Source organism: Bradyrhizobium sp. IC4059 (assembly GCF_020193615.1).
Taxonomy (GTDB): domain Bacteria; phylum Pseudomonadota; class Alphaproteobacteria; order Rhizobiales; family Xanthobacteraceae; genus Bradyrhizobium; species Bradyrhizobium yuanmingense.
In genome coordinates, this window is record NZ_JADYVH010000007.1 from 278,487 (window position 1) to 294,284 (window position 15,798).

Annotated in this window: 12 protein-coding genes; 10 read left to right on the forward strand and 2 right to left on the reverse strand. The window is 65.4% G+C overall.

The annotated features are described in order from the left end of the window. Window positions 1–18: 18 nt before the first annotated feature. Window positions 19–1,584: an ABC transporter substrate-binding protein gene (locus I6F12_RS23240; protein ID WP_225157292.1), complete on the forward strand. Its 1,566-nt coding sequence runs from the start codon at window positions 19–21 to the stop codon at window positions 1,582–1,584. A gap of 160 nt (window positions 1,585–1,744) precedes the next feature. Then, entirely contained in the window at window positions 1,745–1,882 is a 138-nt protein-coding gene (locus I6F12_RS23245) for a hypothetical protein (protein ID WP_162130853.1), read from the forward strand. 6 nt (window positions 1,883–1,888) lie between these two features. Here the strand turns inward: I6F12_RS23245 and I6F12_RS23250 are convergent, their stop codons facing one another. Together I6F12_RS23250 and I6F12_RS23255 are read right to left on the reverse strand one after the other, a co-directional pair. Further along, window positions 1,889–2,554: a GntR family transcriptional regulator gene (locus I6F12_RS23250; RefSeq protein ID WP_225157293.1), complete on the reverse strand. Its 666-nt coding sequence runs from the start codon at window positions 2,552–2,554 to the stop codon at window positions 1,889–1,891. Window positions 2,555–2,561: 7 nt separating this feature from the next. Then, window positions 2,562–3,974: an FAD-binding oxidoreductase gene (locus tag I6F12_RS23255; RefSeq protein ID WP_225157294.1), complete on the reverse strand. Its 1,413-nt coding sequence runs from the start codon at window positions 3,972–3,974 to the stop codon at window positions 2,562–2,564. Window positions 3,975–4,139: 165 nt separating this feature from the next. Here I6F12_RS23255 and I6F12_RS23260 point away from each other — a divergent pair, with 165 nt between their 5' ends. The 8 genes from I6F12_RS23260 to I6F12_RS23295 all read left to right on the forward strand — a co-directional run bounded on the left by I6F12_RS23260 (window position 4,140) and on the right by I6F12_RS23295 (window position 15,767). Continuing rightward, window positions 4,140–5,024 carry a dihydrodipicolinate synthase family protein gene (locus I6F12_RS23260; RefSeq protein ID WP_225144953.1) on the forward strand — a complete coding sequence of 295 codons (885 nt, stop codon included), beginning with the start codon at window positions 4,140–4,142 and terminating at the stop codon, window positions 5,022–5,024. Window positions 5,025–5,216: 192 nt separating this feature from the next. Then, window positions 5,217–7,550 (forward strand): TonB-dependent siderophore receptor, encoded by a 2,334-nt coding sequence (locus I6F12_RS23265; RefSeq protein WP_225157295.1) that lies wholly within the window; start codon window positions 5,217–5,219, stop codon window positions 7,548–7,550. Window positions 7,551–7,552: 2 nt separating this feature from the next. After that, entirely contained in the window at window positions 7,553–8,749 is a 1,197-nt protein-coding gene (locus I6F12_RS23270; protein ID WP_225157296.1) for a PepSY-associated TM helix domain-containing protein, read from the forward strand. A gap of 75 nt (window positions 8,750–8,824) precedes the next feature. After that, a complete protein-coding gene (locus tag I6F12_RS23275; protein ID WP_225157297.1) occupies window positions 8,825–10,057 on the forward strand; it encodes a rhodanese-like domain-containing protein in 1,233 nt (410 codons plus the stop codon). A gap of 125 nt (window positions 10,058–10,182) precedes the next feature. After that, a complete protein-coding gene (serA, locus tag I6F12_RS23280) occupies window positions 10,183–11,427 on the forward strand; it encodes a phosphoglycerate dehydrogenase (protein ID WP_036014487.1) in 1,245 nt (414 codons plus the stop codon). 108 nt (window positions 11,428–11,535) lie between these two features. Then, the gene (locus I6F12_RS23285) at window positions 11,536–12,555 is read left to right on the forward strand and encodes a patatin-like phospholipase family protein (RefSeq protein WP_036026863.1); all 1,020 of its coding nucleotides are present in this window, start codon (window positions 11,536–11,538) and stop codon (window positions 12,553–12,555) included. A 3-nt stretch (window positions 12,556–12,558) separates the two neighbouring features. Beyond that, window positions 12,559–14,013 carry an SLC13 family permease gene (locus tag I6F12_RS23290; protein ID WP_225157298.1) on the forward strand — a complete coding sequence of 485 codons (1,455 nt, stop codon included), beginning with the start codon at window positions 12,559–12,561 and terminating at the stop codon, window positions 14,011–14,013. Window positions 14,014–14,105: 92 nt separating this feature from the next. Next, window positions 14,106–15,767 carry a tannase/feruloyl esterase family alpha/beta hydrolase gene (locus I6F12_RS23295; RefSeq protein ID WP_225157299.1) on the forward strand — a complete coding sequence of 554 codons (1,662 nt, stop codon included), beginning with the start codon at window positions 14,106–14,108 and terminating at the stop codon, window positions 15,765–15,767. Window positions 15,768–15,798: the final 31 nt, after the last annotated feature.

Genomic DNA, 15,798 nt, shown 5'->3' on the forward strand with positions numbered 1-15,798 from the left:
AAACGGGAGGAGTACCAAATGAGATCGCCGAACGGAATATTTGCGGTCATGATGGCGGCAGGCTGGCTGGGTGCAATATCGCCTGCCGTTGCGGAGACGGTGCTCAAGATCCGCCCCTTCGGCGATCTCAAGCAGATCGATCCCGTGATCACGTCCGACTATATGGTTCGTAACCATGGCTATATGGTGTACGACACGCTGTTCTCACTGGACGAGAAGCTCGTCGCGCAGCCGCAGATGCTGGAGTCCTTTGCGGTCGGCAGCGATCAACTCACCTACACCTTCACGCTGCGCGGCGGCCTGACCTTCAGCAACGGCCAGCCGGTCACCGCGGAGGATGCGGTCGTATCGCTGAAGCGCTGGTGGCAGCGCGATGGCCTTGGCCAACAGCTTGCCTCCGTCAGCGACAGCCTGACGGTCAAGGACGAAAAATCCTTCGAACTGAAGCTCAAGCGCCCGTGGGGGCTGGTGATCGAGGCGCTCTCCAAGCCGAGCTCCAATGTGCCCTTCATCATGCCGAAGGGGATCGCTGCGACGCCGGCGGACACCGCCATCACGGATGCGACCGGCTCGGGTCCCTTCATCATGAAGAAGGACGAGTGGGTTCCGGGCTCCAAGGTCGTTTACGTCAAGAGCCCGTCCTACAAGTCGCGCGCGGAGCCGGCGAGCGGGCTTGCCGGCGGCAAGCTCGCCAAGGTCGACCGGGTCGAATGGCATTACATCCCGGATGCGCAGACCGCGCTCAATGCACTCCAGGCCGGCGAGATCGACATTTTCGAGGAGGTGCCGCCGGACTTCCTGCCGACGCTTGCCGGCAATCCCGACATCAAGACGATGCCGCAGGACACGCTCGGCATGCAGATGGTGTTCCGCATGAACATTTCGGTCCCGCCGTTCAACAATCCAAAGGTCCGGCAGGCGATCAGCTACATGATCGACCAGGACAAGTTCGCGCGAGCCTATGTCAGCGACCCCAAGCTCTACAAGAGCTGCCCGAGCTTCTACATGTGCTCATCGCCCTATTTCACGGCTGCCGGCTGGACCAAGCCCGATATCGAAAAGGCCAAGAAGCTGATCGCCGAGAGCGGTTATGACGGCACGCCGGTCGTGGTGCTGCATGCCACCGAAAGCGGGCCGACGAATACGTTCAGCCTCGTCGCCGAGCAGATGATGCGCCAGATCGGCCTCAAGGTCGAACCTCAGGCGATGGACTGGGGCACGCTGGTTGGACGGCGCGCGTCCAAGGAAACCGTCGACAAGGGCGGCTGGTCACTGTTCATGTCGGGACCGACGGGCGCCGACATGTTCGAGCCGGTCGGCCACCTTGGGCTGCGCGCAAACTGCGACAAGGCCTGGTTCGGCTGGCCTTGCGACGAGCAGATCGAAAAGCTGCGCAACGAATTCGCGTTGGCGACAGATCCCGAGCAGAAAAAGAAGATCGCAGCCGACCTCCAGCTCCGCGCCGTCGACTATGTGCCGTATTGGCCGGCTGCACAGCTCTATCTGGTGCGGGCGGTACGCAGCAACGTTGACGGCCTCGTAAAGGGAGCGGTCCCGGTCTACTGGAACATCACCAAGAAGTAGTGCGATCCGGCACGGCGCCGGAGGAACCAATCGCTCCCAGCAACATTCAAATGGAGGGTTCGACGCGGGCCCGGGTTGCGCGCGCCTCCATCGTCTCGGCGTCCGTGACGTCGCCTCTGGCGATGGGGGAATCGTGGGTACGGTCATAGAGAACTTGCTGATGCGGAAGCAGAAGCTGGTGGAACAGCTCGAGCAGGCGCCATCGGTGGAGGATCGCGACCGAATCGAGCACCAGCTCGAGCAGATCAACACCGCGCTCGATTTTCTCGATAGGCCGGGATCGAAGGAGGAGCGGTAGACGCGCTCAATCCACCTTCAACGCCCTAGCATAGACCATTCCCGAATTCGTGATGTGCGTCGTCATCAGGCCTTCGAAGGCGGCGAACTCGCCGCGCGCGAACAGATCGAGCAGCTTGCGGTGCTCGTCGAAGGACGTGCGGGTGCGCACGTCGATCGGCGAGGTCAGATTGGTGCGCAGCGCGGCGACGCGGCCGGAGACGAGCTGATAGGATTCGGCGAGATAGCGGTTGCCGCAATGGGCGAACAGCGCCTCGTGAAAAGCGGTGTCGGCGCGGCCATAGGCGATGTTGTCCTTTGCCGCGACGGCCGGCTCCATCGCCGCGATCGCCGCGCTCATGGACGCAATCGCGCCGTCGCGGTCATTGCGGAAGGCGAGCTCGGCGGCCTTGGGCTCGAGCGCAATGCGGAAGGTGCAGAGCGCATGGATGTCGTCCGGACTCGGCGTGAAGACGAAGCTGCCGACCTGGGGTCGGATCACCACGAGTCCCTGCGCCTGCAGCTGGCCCATGGCCTCGCGCACCGGGGTGCGGCTGACGCCGAAGGAATTGGCCACCATCTCCTCGGAGATGGCAGCGCCTAACGCGAACTCGCCGTCGATGATGGCCTGGCGCAGCCGCAGCATCACCCGCTGCGACAGCGATTTCGGCGTATCGAGCTTGAGCGATCGCATGGTGCGTTCAGATCACCTTGCCGGGATTGAGCAGGTGATCGGGGTCGAGCGCCGCCTTGAGCGTGCGCATCAGCGCGATCTCGGCCTCGCCCCTCGCATGGCCCAGCCATTGCTTCTTCAAGGTGCCGATGCCGTGCTCGGCGGAGACGCTGCCGCCGAGCTCGCGGACCAGACCGTAGATGATCGCGTCCATCTCCTCCTTCGGCTGCTGCGCGACGGAAAGGCCGGTGACCCAGGCGACGAGATGCAGATTGCCGTCGCCGATATGGCCGTAATAGACACTCTCGCAACCCTTGATGCCTGAAGTGAGCGCGGCCTTGCAGCGTGTGACGAACTCGTCCATCCGTGCCACCGCAAGGCCGATGTCGTAGGAGATGTGCGGCCCCAGCACCTGGCCGAACTCGGCGCAGATGTCGCGCACGCGCCAGAAGCTCTGCGTCTGCGCCAGCGATTGCGCCACCGCGGCATCCGCCAGCAGCCCGCGCTCCATCAGCTCCTCGAGCCAGTTCTGGAAGCGCGGCGCATCCACGCTCTCGTCGGTGCCCTGCGCTTCCACCAGCACGTAGAGACCGTGGCCTGGGGCGACCGGCGGCTCCACGCCGGCGCGATTCGTGATCACGTCCCAATAATCCGGCCACATCACCTCGAAGGCGGACAGCAGCGGGCCGAGCCCTGAGCGCGCGGCGTCGAGCAGCGCGATCACCGCGGCATAATCCTTCAGCGCGCACAGCGCGGCCATGGTCGAGCGCGGCTTCGGGAACAGTTTTAGCACCACGCGGGTGATGATGCCGAGGGTGCCTTCCGAGCCGATGAACAGATGCTTCAGATCATAGCCTGCATTGTTCTTCATCAGCTTGTTGAGGCTGGTGATGATGGTGCCGTCCGGCAGCACCACTTCGAGACCAAGCACCAGCTCGCGCGTCATGCCGTAACGGATCACGCGGTTGCCGCCGGCGTTGGTCGAGAGATTGCCGCCGATCGCGCAGGAGCCGCGCGAGCCGAGATCGAGCGGAAAGAAGAAGCCGGCTTCGTCGGCCGTCTTCTGGATCGTCTCCAGCGGCGTGCCGGCTTTCACCGTCATCGTCATCGAGGCGCGATCGATCTCCTCGATGCCGGTCATGCGCTCCAGCGAGATCGCGACCCAGCCCGCTTCGGGCGAAGCGCCGCGGCACAGTCCGGTCAGTCCGCCCTGCGGCACGAACGGCAAATGCGCCTGCCGGCAAGTCGTAATCGCGTCGGCAACGCCCTGCGCATCGACGGGGCGGATCACCGCGCGCGGCTTCTGCGGCAGGCTCGCGCTCCAGTCCTTGCAATTGCGCGCCGGCACATCTGTGCCAACAAGCACCGCCGCCGCGCCGAGCCTGTCGCGCAACGCGCCGAGCAATTGGTCGGGGCGTCCGGTGGGGGTCACCATGTCCATGCGAGACCTCCTCAAGATCTGGCCGCGCACATGGCGCGGAGGATTTGCATGAACGTTGTATGTAAGGTACAAGAGCAAAAGTAAAGTGAAAACAAGGTCTCGGCCAGCGCGAAAGATCGTTGGAGACCAGCGGCTTGGCCGGGTGCGGCAGCAAAGGGTGGTGTGATGGCCGAGGCAATTTGCGGGTTCTGGGTGGCGTCGGCGACGCCGCTGGCGACGGACGGCAGTGTCGACGCCGCCAAGCTCGCCTCTCACGCCAAGCACCTCTTCGGCAAGGGCGTCGACGGCGTCGTGCTGTTCGGCACCACCGGCGAGGGGACCTCATTCAACGCCGCCGAACGGATTGCGACGATCGAAGCGATGCTCAAGGCCGGGGTCGCGGCGGAGCGCATCGGAATCGGCGGCGGCTTTCCGGCCATCACCGACAGCATTGCGCTGACGCGCGCCGTGCTCGGCCTCGGCCTGCGCCACGTGTTGCTGCTGCCGCCCTATTTCGATCGGAGTGTCACGCATGAAGGCATCGAGGACGCCTTTGCCGCCATCATCGACGGTGTTGCCGACGATCGCCTGCGCGCCTCGCTCTACCACATTCCGCAAGTCTCGGGCGTTGCGATCCCGACGACAGTCGCCGCAAGCCTGCGCAAGCGCTACGGCCAAGTGGTTGCCGGTCTGAAGGACTCCAGCGGCGACTTCAAGCAGTTCCAGGCATTCCGTGCCGCCGCGCCCGAGCTCGCCATCACCGTCGGCAACGAAGCCGATATCACTCGCGCGATCGCCGCCGGCGGCGCCGGCACCATCTGCGGCATGGCCAACATTGCGCCGGAGCTGGTCAAGGCGATGGTTGACGGCAAGAACGTCGAAGCGCGCATGCAGGCGGCGGTCGACGTCGTGCTGAAGACGCCCTCCCTTGTCGCAACGCTGAAGGCGATCCTCGCGGCGCAGACCGGCGATGCAGGTTGGCTGCGCGTGCGTCCGCCGCTCCGCGCTTTGTCGGACGGCAGTGCGTTCAAGCGGAAGCTTGATGAGTTGATCGCTCCCGCCATCGCGTGATCGTGAAATCTCGGGCCGCGATTTCGCGTGCAGCGTGTCATGCGCGGTGGACCGGCAATTCATGATTGCTGTCCAGCATCCGCCTCCTCTTAGAACAATTCAACACTAGAGCGATTCAAGCCCGGCTACGGTTCTCCTTGATCGCGGCGGCTGTTACAGGCGCACACTTCAATGCTCCTGACTTGAAGTGGAATGAAAGTGCATGCCTTCGTGGATGGCCAACGTGACAACGGCCATCGAACTCGTGCCGGCAAGAGCCGTGCAGGTCTTCTCATGGGAGCAGCGGTGCTGCTCATCGAATATCCCTCCATCACGACGAGCGCACAGGCGCAATCGGCTCTGCCGCCGGTGACGGTGGAGGCGCCGGCGCCACGACCGAAGCCGGCACGTGCATCGGAGCAGTCGTCACGCCGCGCGCAAACGGCGGCGCGCCGCCAGCCCAGCCGCAATCCCGCACCCGCGGCGCCGACGCTGTCGGAGCGCGCCGCTGCCGTAGCCGCCGCACAGCAAGCCGCAAAGCTCGGCTACCGCGCGATGCCGAGCGCGACCACGCTGCGCAGCGGCGCCTCGCCGCTCGACACCTCGCAGGCCGTCAACGTCGTGCCCGCGCAGGTGCTGAAGGACCAGCTCCCGCGCAACATCGACGACGCGCTGAGCAACGTCTCCGGCGTCACCCAGACCAACACGCTCGCCGGCAGCCAGGACGCGGTGATCCGCCGTGGCTTCGGCGACAACCGCGACGGCTCGATCATGCGCAACGGCATGCCGCTGGTGCAGGGCCGCAGTCTCAATCCTGCGGTCGAAAGCGTCGAGGTGCTGAAAGGTCCGGCTTCGCTGCTCTACGGCATCATGGATCCCGGCGGCATCGTCAACACCATCAGCAAGCGGCCCGAGCTCTATCAGCACGGCTCGGTCACGCTGCTCGGCTCGGCCTTCAGTGCCTCCAAGACCGGTGCCGACGGCCTGCTCGACGTCACCGGTCCGATCGGCGACCAGGGGCTCGCCTATCGTTTCATCGGCTACGGCGTCAGCGAGGATTATTGGCGGAATTTCGGTCGTCACCGCGAGATGCTGGTTGCGCCCTCGCTCGCGTGGTACGGCCAGGACACCACGGTGCAGCTGAACTACGAGCACCGCGAGTTCATCTATCCGTTCGACCGCGGCACCGCGTTCAATCCGGTGACGAAGGCGCCGCTGGCCGTGCCCGCTACGCGCCGACTGGATGAGCCTTTCAACAACACCTGGGGCACGTCCGATCTGATCCAGGCTTCGGTCGAGCACCGCTTCAACCAGGATTGGAAGCTCTACGCAGGCTACAGCTACAACACCGAAACCTTCAGCGCCAACCAGCTCCGCATCACCGGCATCAATTTCACGACCGGCGTCGAGACGCGCAGCAACGACGGCACGGGAAGCTCGCTGAGCAATGTCAGCTATGGGACATCCTATGTCTCGGGCGGCTTCTGGCTCGGCGACATGCGCAACGAGATGCTATTCGGCGGCGACGGTCAGTATCGCACGATCTACCGCGACGTCTTGATCCGGCAGACAACTCCCGCCTTCAACGTCTACGATCCTGTCTATGGGCTGATCGGGCCTGGAACCAGGGTGTCGAACCCCGACAGCGCCCAGACCGACAAGCTTGGCCAGTGGTCGCTGTTCTTCCAGGACACGCTGCATCTGACCGAGCGGTTCGCACTGGTCGGTGGTGTGCGCTATATGGACTACGATCAGATCGCCGGACGCGGAAAGCCGTTCAACACCAACACAAACGTGTCGCAAGACAAGGTGCTCCCGCTTGGCGGCGCGATTTTCAAGCTGACCGACCAGATCTCGCTTTATGCGAGCTACACCGAATCGCTGAAGCCGAATTCGACGATTGCGCCGATCGGCGTGGTGATCGACTCCAGGGTCGCGCCCGAGGAGGGTGTGTCGTACGAGACCGGCGTGAAGTTCGACATCAACCAGCGCATCTCCGGGACCGTCGCATTCTACGACCTCGACAAGAAGAATGTGCAAACGACGAAGACGAACAGCGCGGGCGTGGTGGAGCTTCACACCGTCGGCCGCGCTCATTCGCGCGGCCTCGAAATCGACGTCACCGGCAGGCTGACCGACAGTTGGGCATTGATTGGGAGCTATGGCTATACCGACGCCCGCGTGACGGCCTCCGAGGATCTGACGTTGCTCGGCAAGAAGCTGCAAAACGTCGCCTTGAACACCGCTTCGCTCTATCTGGTCTACGACTTCGGCACCGCATTGCCCGGCCAGCTCCGTCTCGGCGGCGGGGCGCGCTATGTCGGCGACCGTCCCGGCGATTCGATCAACAGCTTCTTCCTGCCGTCCTATGTCGTCGCAGACCTCTTTGCGACTTACGAGACGAAACACGAGCAGTTTCCGGTGGTGTACCAGGTGAACGTCAAGAACCTGTTCGACACGGTCTACTATCCCTCAGCCGTGAATAATTTAAACGTCGCTATCGGCGACGCGCGCCGGGTGTCTCTCTCGGCGACGGTGAAGTTCTAGCCATGGCCGCGCGGCCCGGGCACATGATCAAAACTGTCCTGCTCCAGGTCCATTCCATCGCAGGCCTGGTGCTCGCGCTGCTGCTAGCCTTGATCGCGCTGACCGGCGCGATCATGAGTTTCGAGGACGAGATCGTCGATCATCTCAACGCCGGCATCATGCATGTCGTGCCACGCGAGATGCCGGCGCTGATGCCGGACGAGCTGGTCGCGCGGCTGGGGGCGGGGCAAAATTTCGGTCAGGTCTCGGCCGTCATGTTGTCGAGCGATCCGACTGCGGCCGTGCGGGTCCGCTTCGCGCGCGACGAGCAGGGCGAGCGGCCGAATTCGCTCTATGTCGACCCCTATGATGCGCGCGTGCTGGGTGCGCCGCGCGGCGAGGCGTTCTTCGCGACGGTTCGGAAGCTGCATCGCTGGCTGCTGATCCCTGGCGATGCCAAGGGCTGGGGACGCCAGATCACCGGTGTGGCCGCGCTCGGCCTGATCGTCATGCTGGTCTCGGGCCTCGTGCTGCGCTGGCCCCGCCGCGTGCGCAGCGTGAAGATGTGGCTCAAGCCCAATCTCGGTCTCGGCGGACGCGGGCTGCATCGCTCGCTGCATGCGGTGATCGGCACCTGGGTTCTTCCGGTCTATCTGGTGATGACGCTCACGGGCCTGTGGTACTCGTTCGACTGGTACAAGGACGGCGTCGTCTGGCTGCTGTCGCGTCCAGAAGTCTCTGCCGCGAAGATGCAGCCAAGAATGTCCGCGAAGGCGCCGCGTGCGGCGGCTCGTTCCGAGCCGGCCCAGCCGATCGGGTTCGACCCGGCATGGACGACGTTCCGGCGTGAGGAGGGCGACCGCTTCGCCAGGGCTTTGCTGACGCTGCCGCCCAGCCCCGGCACGGTGATACGGATCCGGTCGTGGGGGAAGGATTCGACGCTCGACACCACGCGCGATGAATTCCGCATCGATGCCGTCACCGGTCAGGTCGCCTCCACGGAACGTTACGCCGACAAGACGTTCGGCGAGAAGATCATCGCCAACGTGCTCGATATCCATCGCGGCGCGGTCCTGGGCTGGCCCGGCAAGCTCGCCTTCATGATTGCCGCGGCACTGATGCCGCTGTTCTCGGTCACCGGCATTTTGCTCTATCTGTCGCGCCGCAAGCTGCGGCGCCCGGCGCAGCCGCCGCTTGGGCGGCTCGTTCCGGGCGAGTGAGTTGCAGCCGAAGAGCTAGCCAACACCTCGACAATCGTTCAAAAGCCCGTGGCACGTCCTTGTTAGGTTTTCGCCATGAAGCTTCCGACCGTCACCCCCGCCGATATCCGCCGCGCCCTGCTCCTGCGCGAAGAGATCGCGCTGCTCGATCTCAGATACGAGGCTGCCTTTGCCACCGGCCATCCGCTGTTCGCCGCCAACATGGCCGCCGACCGGATCGCGATCGAGGCCGAGGTGCGGCTGCCGCGCAAGGACGTTGCGATCGTGCTTTATGATGACGGCGAGGGGCTGGTTGCGACCGGCGCCGAGCGTCTGGCTGCACTCGGCTATAGCAATGTCAGCGCACTCGAGGGCGGGCTGAAGGCGTGGCGCGATGCGGGCTTCGAGGTTTTCGAGGACGTCAATTCCTATTCCAAGGCCTTCGGTGAGCTGGTCGAGTCGCGTCGCCACACGCCCTCGCTGAGTGCCGATGAGGTGGCAAAGCTGATCGCCGACAAGGCCAACATCGCCATCCTTGACGTCCGCCGCTTCGACGAATACGCGACCATGAACATCCCGGGCTCGGTCAGCGTGCCCGGCGCGGAGCTGGTGCTGCGGGCAGGCCAGGCCGCGCCCGATCCTGAAACCACCATCATCGTCAATTGCGCCGGCCGCACCCGCTCTATCATCGGCACGCAATCGCTGATCAATGCCGGCGTGCCCAACAAGGTGCGGGCGCTGCGCAACGGCACCATCGGCTGGACCCTGGCGCGGCACGGGCTCAATCACGGCGCCGACAGGCGCGGCGCGATCGGCCCGTTCGAGGGCGGTCCAGCCAATGCCCGCGACGTCGCCTATCGCGCCGGTGTTCGCCATATCGGAGCGAACGAGATGGCTGCGCTGGTCGCAGAGACCGATCGCACGCTGTATCGCTTCGACGTGCGCGATGCCGAGGACTATGCGGCCGGCCATCTCCCCGGCTTCCGCCATTATCCCGGCGGCCAGCTCGTGCAGGAAACCGACATGGCCGCGCCCGTGCGCGGCGCGCGCATCGTCCTGACCGATGACAGATGCGTCCGCGCCGACATGACGGCGTCCTGGCTGGCGCAGATGGGTTGGGAAGTCTATGTGCTCGAGGGCGGCTACGATTGCGCGCTGGAAATCGGTCCACCGCAGGTCTTGCCGAAGCCCAACCCGGCCCATCGCTATCGCCGGCCCTATGAAGGCACCGATGTGGCCGAATCCGCGATGCAGGCCTATCTCGATTGGGAATACGGCCTCGTCGAGCAGCTCCGCCGCGACGGCACGCACGGGTTCTATGTGATTTGACCGAGCTCTGGGATGCCAAGCGCATCCTCGGCTCCGGCCGTCTTCTCCCCGTATCCGTTCCCTATTGTGCTGCGCACCGCCCGCGGTCTATGTGCGAAGGCAAAGCTGCCATCTACGGAGATGCCATGTCCGCCCCAGGCCAAAGCCCTGAGCGAAGCGCTAAGGCGCTGCTGCTCGAAGGCGTCAATGATAGCGCTGTCGACCTGTTCGCGAGCGCCGGCTTCACCAATGTCGAACGGCTGACCAAGGCGCTGGACGGCGCGGATCTGCGGCACGCGCTCGAGGGCGTGTCGCTGCTCGGCATCCGTTCGCGCACGCAGATCACGGATGAGGTTCTGGCGGCGGCCGGCCAGCTGCTCGCGGTCGGCTGCTTCAGCGTCGGCACCAACCAGGTCGATCTTTCGGCGGCGCGCAAGCGCGGTATTCCCGTCTTCAACGCCCCGTTCTCCAACACGCGCAGCGTCGCCGAGCTCGTCATCGGCGAGATCGTGATGCTGCTGCGGCGGATCTTTCCGCGCTCGGTGTCGGCCCATGCCGGGGGCTGGGACAAATCGGCGGCGGGCAGCCGCGAGGTGCGCGGCCGCACGCTTGGCATCGTCGGCTACGGCAATATCGGCTCGCAGCTTTCGACGTTGGCCGAAGCCATGGGCATGCGCGTGATCTATTTCGACCGCACCGACAAGCTTCGCCACGGCAACACCGAGCCGGTCGAGAAGCTGGAAGATCTGCTGGCGCAGAGCGACGTCGTCAGCCTGCACGTGCCGGAGACGCCGGAGACTGCGGGCATGATCGGCGAGAGGGAGCTGCGGGCGATGAAGCCGGGCTCGTTTCTGATCAACAACAGCCGCGGCACCGTGGTCGATCTCGATGCGCTGGCGCGTGCCTTGCGCGACGGTCATCTCGCCGGTGCGGCCGTCGACGTCTTTCCCGTCGAGCCTTCGTCGAATGCCGATCGTTTCAATAGTCCCATTCAGGGCATCGAGAACGTCATCCTCACCCCCCATATCGGTGGGTCGACTGAGGAGGCGCAGGAGCGCATCGGCGGCGAGGTCGCGCGAAAACTGGTCGACTATTTCATTACCGGCTCGACGATGGGCGCGGTCAACTTCCCGGAGGTGCAGCTGCATCTTCGTCCCTCCGGTGCACGCTTCAGCCATGTCCATCGCAACGTGCCCGGCATGTTGCGGCGGCTGAACGAGGTCTTCCTTCAGCGCGACATCAACATCGCCGCGCAATATCTGGAGACCGCCGGCGACCTCGGCTACGTCGTGCTCGACGCCGATCTCGGCGGTCAGGATTCCGGCGAGCTGCTGCGGCAGATCCGCGGCCTCGAGGGAACGGTCGGGGCGCGGCTGGTATTTGAGCACTAAACCGCCCACGTTCCGGTTGCATCTTGCGGCCGGTGCTCCCACACTGCGGTCGAATTCGACGTGTTCCAATCACGTCGAATTTGAGCTTCAGTTGCGTGAGTGTCCGCCATGGAACGGGACGCCGTACTGATTGATCTCGCGCTGCAGGGCGGCGGTTCGCATGGCGCCTTCTCCTGGGGTGTGCTCGACCGTCTTCTGGAAGAGAAATGGCTGGAGATCGCCGCGATCTCCGGAACCTCCGCAGGCGCGATGAATGCGGCGGTCCTGGCGGACGGGTGGACGGCCGGCGGCGCCGAGGGGGCGCGTGAGGCGCTCGACCGATACTGGCGTCGTATCTCGAAGGCCGCGGCCTTCAGCCCGCTACAGCGCTCTCCGCTCGACCGCTTGATGGGGCGCTGGACCCTCGATACGTCGCCGTTCTACATCCTCACCGATTTGATGTCGCGTGTGCTCTCGCCCTACGACCTCAATCCTACCGGTTACAATCCGCTGCGCGCGGTGCTGGCCGAGAGCATCGATTTCGAACGGCTCGTGCGCTCGCCGATCCAGCTATTCATCACCGCGACCCGGGTACGCACCGGGCGCGGACGTATCTTCCGCAACGCGGAGATCACGGCCGACGTGCTGCTGGCATCGGCCTGTCTTCCAACCATGTTCCGCGCGATCGAGATCGACGGCGAGCCCTATTGGGACGGCGGCTATGCTGGCAACCCGACCATCACGCCGCTGGTCCGCGAAAGCGACGCGCATGACACCATTCTCGTCCAGATCAATCCGACCGAGCGGCCGGAGCAACCGCGGACGGCTGCGGAGATCCTCAACCGTCTCAACGAAATCTCCTTCAACTCGCCGCTGATGAAGGAGCTGCGCATGATCGCGCTGCTGCGCCAGGCGGCCGATCCGGGCAGCGGCGAGGGCGCGCGCTGGGCGAAGATGCGCACGCACCGGATCAAGAGCGACATGCTGGCGAAGTTCGGGGCCTCCTCGAAGCTCAACGCGGAGTGGGAGTTCGTCTCGATGCTGCGCGCCGAGGGACGCATGGCCGCGGACAACTTCCTCGCCGAGCACGGCGCGGAGATCGGCCGCCGCTCGACCGCCGATCTCGATGTCCTGCTGTCGGAGTGCTGAGGCATGGGTCTCCTCGGCCTCCTCGTCGGACTCGGTCTGCTCGTCCTATTCGCCTTCCGCGGTTGGAGCGTCCTGCTGCTCGCGCCGTTCGCCGCACTCATTGCTGCGTTGTTCGGCGGTGAGCCGCTGCTCGCGAACCTGACCCAGGTGTTCATGGTGAACGCGGCGGGATTTATGGCGCAGTTCTTTCCGATCTTTCTGCTTGGTGCCGTCTTTGGCAAGTTGATGGACGACAGTGGCGCGGTGACGTCGGTCGCCGGCTTCATGGCGGAGCGCCTCGGCGAACGCCGCGTGATCCTGGCGGTCGTGCTCGCCGGCGCGCTGGTCACCTATGGTGGTGTCAGCCTGTTCGTTGCGTTCTTCGTCATCGTTCCAATGGCCCGCTCGCTGTTTCGTGCCGCTTCGATTCCGCGTCGTCTGATCCCGGCCGCGATCGTGCTGGGAACGTCGACCTTCACCATGTCGGCCCTACCGGGCACGCCGTCGATCCAGAATGCGATTCCGATGCCGTTCTTCGGTACGACGCCGTTTGCCGCGCCGGGCCTCGGCATCGTCGGCTCGCTCATCATGCTCGGCGCGGGATTGTGGTGGCTGCATCGCGCCGAAGTTGCGGCGCGCCGCGCCGGGGAAGGCTATGGCGACGACGCCGAGGGCGCGATCGAGCAGGCCGCTGCTGACGAGCTCGTGCGCGAGCGCGCGACGACTGCCCGCGAGTTCGATCCGGCGGAGCTACAGCACGGTCATCGCAGCGAGCGGCCGTCGCCCGTGCTGAACGCCATGGCGCCGATCGTCGTTGTCGTGACCGTCAACCTGTTGATGTCGCTGGTGGTGCTGCCGCGGCTCGATGTCAGCTATCTCGCCGAGCCGCGCTTTGGCGACACGACGCTTGCGGCGGTCGCAGGCGTGTGGTCGGTCGCGGTGGCGCTGGCTGCCGCCATCGTCACGACCATCGCGCTGAACTGGGCGCGCCTGCCGGTGCTGCGCCGGACCATGGACGCCGGGGCCAATGCGTCGGTCCTGCCTGCGTTCAGCGTCGCCAGCCTCGTCGGCTTCGGCGCCGTCGTGGCCTCGCTGCCGGCGTTCACGATCGTGCGCGACTGGGTGCTGGCGATCGAAGGGGGACCGCTGGTCTCGCTCGCCGTCGCGACCAACATCCTGGCCGCGCTGACCGGGTCGGCGTCGGGCGGCCTGACCATCGCCCTCGATGCTCTCGGCCCGACCTATGTCGAACTTGCCGCGCGCCACGGCATCGACCTTGCGCTGATGCATCGCGTGGCGGTGATCGGCGCGGGAACGCTGGACATCCTGCCGCATAACGGTGCGGTGGTCAGCCTGCTCGCGATCTGCGGCCTGACCCATCGCGACAGCTATTTCGATATCGTCATGGTCGGTATCGTGACCTCGCTCCTGGCGCTGCTGGCGGTGATCGCCCTGGGCACTGCGCTGGGCTCGTTCTGACGGAAAGCCGGCGTCAGCGATTGACGGACGGGCGAAGGTTGCATTGAATGCGGCCAAGTGCCGAACGCAACAGGACAAGCCGGGTGGAAACGATGAAGCGCAACAGAGCGAAGCTGTGTGCATGGCTGGTGGGCACTGCGGCCGCAATGAGCGCGAGTGGTGCCTCAGCGGCAACGCTGGCCGAAGACGCCGAGACCGTCTGCAAAGGCCTCGTCGGCGGCGCTGACGCCGTCAAGATCGATTCCGCGACCTTGCAGGCGCCATCCCAATTGGCCGTCGCCGAGCGTGGGCCGACGCCGTCAGCACGCATCACGCCGGCCAATCCGCGCTTCTGCAAGGTGCTCGGCCATATCGATCCCACCGATCCCAAGGCGCCCCCGATCAAATTCCAGGTCAACCTCCCCGTCGAATGGAACGGGCGCTCGCTGCAATATGGCGGCGGCGGCTTCAACGGTGTGCTGATCACGGGCCTTGCCCTGCCGCCGGCCTATCCCTTCGACAGGCCCTCGCCGCTGGCGCGCGGCTTCGTCACCTACGGCACCGACTCTGGCCACGAGACCAAGCAGGGCGAGCCGCCGCAGGTCTTTGCGCTGAACGACGAAGCGTTCGAGAATTTCGCCCATCGCGCCTACAAGAAGGTGCGCGACGCTGCGGTCGGGCTGATGCAGCGTGCCTACGGCAGGACGCCGGAGAAGCTGTACTTCATGGGCTCGTCGGAGGGCGGCCGCGAAGGCCTCGCCATGGCGCAGCGCTATCCCGACGATTTCGACGGCATCTTCGCCCGTGTGCCCGTGATCAACTGGGTCGGGCTGCAGCATGCCGGCACGCGCTCGGGTCTCGTCACCATGGGCGAGGGCTGGATCAACCCGGCGCAGGTCAAGCTCGTAGGCGAGGCCGTGCGCGCGGCTTGCGACAAGGCCGACGGCTCCGACGATGCGCTGGTGCAGGATCCCGTCGGCTGCAAGGCGGCGTTCAAGGTCGAGACGCTGCGCTGCGCGGCCGGGCAGAGCGGCGACCAGTGTCTCACCGATGCACAGATCAAGGCGGTGAACACGCTGCACGCCACCTACAAATTCCCCTTCGCGCTCGCCAATGGTCTCGACGATTATCCGGGCTGGGGCGTCTCCGGCGAGGACATCCCCGCGGTCGGGCCGACCGGCGGCTGGGTCTCCTGGTGGCTCGGCACCGCGCCGCCGGCGCAGCCGCCCGCGCCGAACAACGGCATCGCCTGGATCTACGGCGCCGGCGGCATCCAATATGTCTTCGCGCGCGATCCGAAGCTCGACGTCACCACCTACAAGGTGGAAGAGCACAAGGCGCGGCTGCTCGAGGTGTCCAGCCTGATGGATTCCACCGATCCCGATCTCAGTCGGTTCCGGGCGCGGGGCGGCCGGCTGATCGTGCTCGAGCACATGGCCGACTACGCCCAGAGCCCCTATGCCGGCATCCGCTACTTCGAGAGCGTCGAGCGCAAGATGGGCAAGGCCGAGACCGCGGAGTTCGCGCGCCTCTACACCGCGCCCGGCGTCGACCATGTCGGCTCCGGCGCGCCCGCCAATGTCGATATGCTGAGCGTTCTGGTCGACTGGGTCGAGAATGGCAAAGCGCCCGGCGACTTAGAGGTCAGGGAGCAGAAGGTCGAGGCGCCGTCGTTTGCCGCGACGCGCGCGCTGCCGCTGTGCCGCTGGCCGGCCTGGCCGCACTACAAGAGCGGCCCGGTGACGGAAGCGGCGAGCTTCACCTGCGCGCCGTAACCAAGAGGGCCCGTTTGACAACGCGCCTGCG

Coding starts and splice junctions, on each gene's coding strand:
- I6F12_RS23240 (WP_225157292.1), top strand. CDS start 19: ATGAGATCGCCGAACGGAATATTTGCGGTCATGATGGCGGCAGGCTGG.
- I6F12_RS23245 (WP_162130853.1), top strand. CDS start 1,745: ATGCGGAAGCAGAAGCTGGTGGAACAGCTCGAGCAGGCGCCATCGGTG.
- I6F12_RS23250 (WP_225157293.1), bottom strand. CDS start 2,554: ATGCGATCGCTCAAGCTCGATACGCCGAAATCGCTGTCGCAGCGGGTG.
- I6F12_RS23255 (WP_225157294.1), bottom strand. CDS start 3,974: ATGGACATGGTGACCCCCACCGGACGCCCCGACCAATTGCTCGGCGCG.
- I6F12_RS23260 (WP_225144953.1), top strand. CDS start 4,140: ATGGCCGAGGCAATTTGCGGGTTCTGGGTGGCGTCGGCGACGCCGCTG.
- I6F12_RS23265 (WP_225157295.1), top strand. CDS start 5,217: ATGAAAGTGCATGCCTTCGTGGATGGCCAACGTGACAACGGCCATCGA.
- I6F12_RS23270 (WP_225157296.1), top strand. CDS start 7,553: ATGGCCGCGCGGCCCGGGCACATGATCAAAACTGTCCTGCTCCAGGTC.
- I6F12_RS23275 (WP_225157297.1), top strand. CDS start 8,825: ATGAAGCTTCCGACCGTCACCCCCGCCGATATCCGCCGCGCCCTGCTC.
- serA (WP_036014487.1), top strand. CDS start 10,183: ATGTCCGCCCCAGGCCAAAGCCCTGAGCGAAGCGCTAAGGCGCTGCTG.
- I6F12_RS23285 (WP_036026863.1), top strand. CDS start 11,536: ATGGAACGGGACGCCGTACTGATTGATCTCGCGCTGCAGGGCGGCGGT.
- I6F12_RS23290 (WP_225157298.1), top strand. CDS start 12,559: ATGGGTCTCCTCGGCCTCCTCGTCGGACTCGGTCTGCTCGTCCTATTC.
- I6F12_RS23295 (WP_225157299.1), top strand. CDS start 14,106: ATGAAGCGCAACAGAGCGAAGCTGTGTGCATGGCTGGTGGGCACTGCG.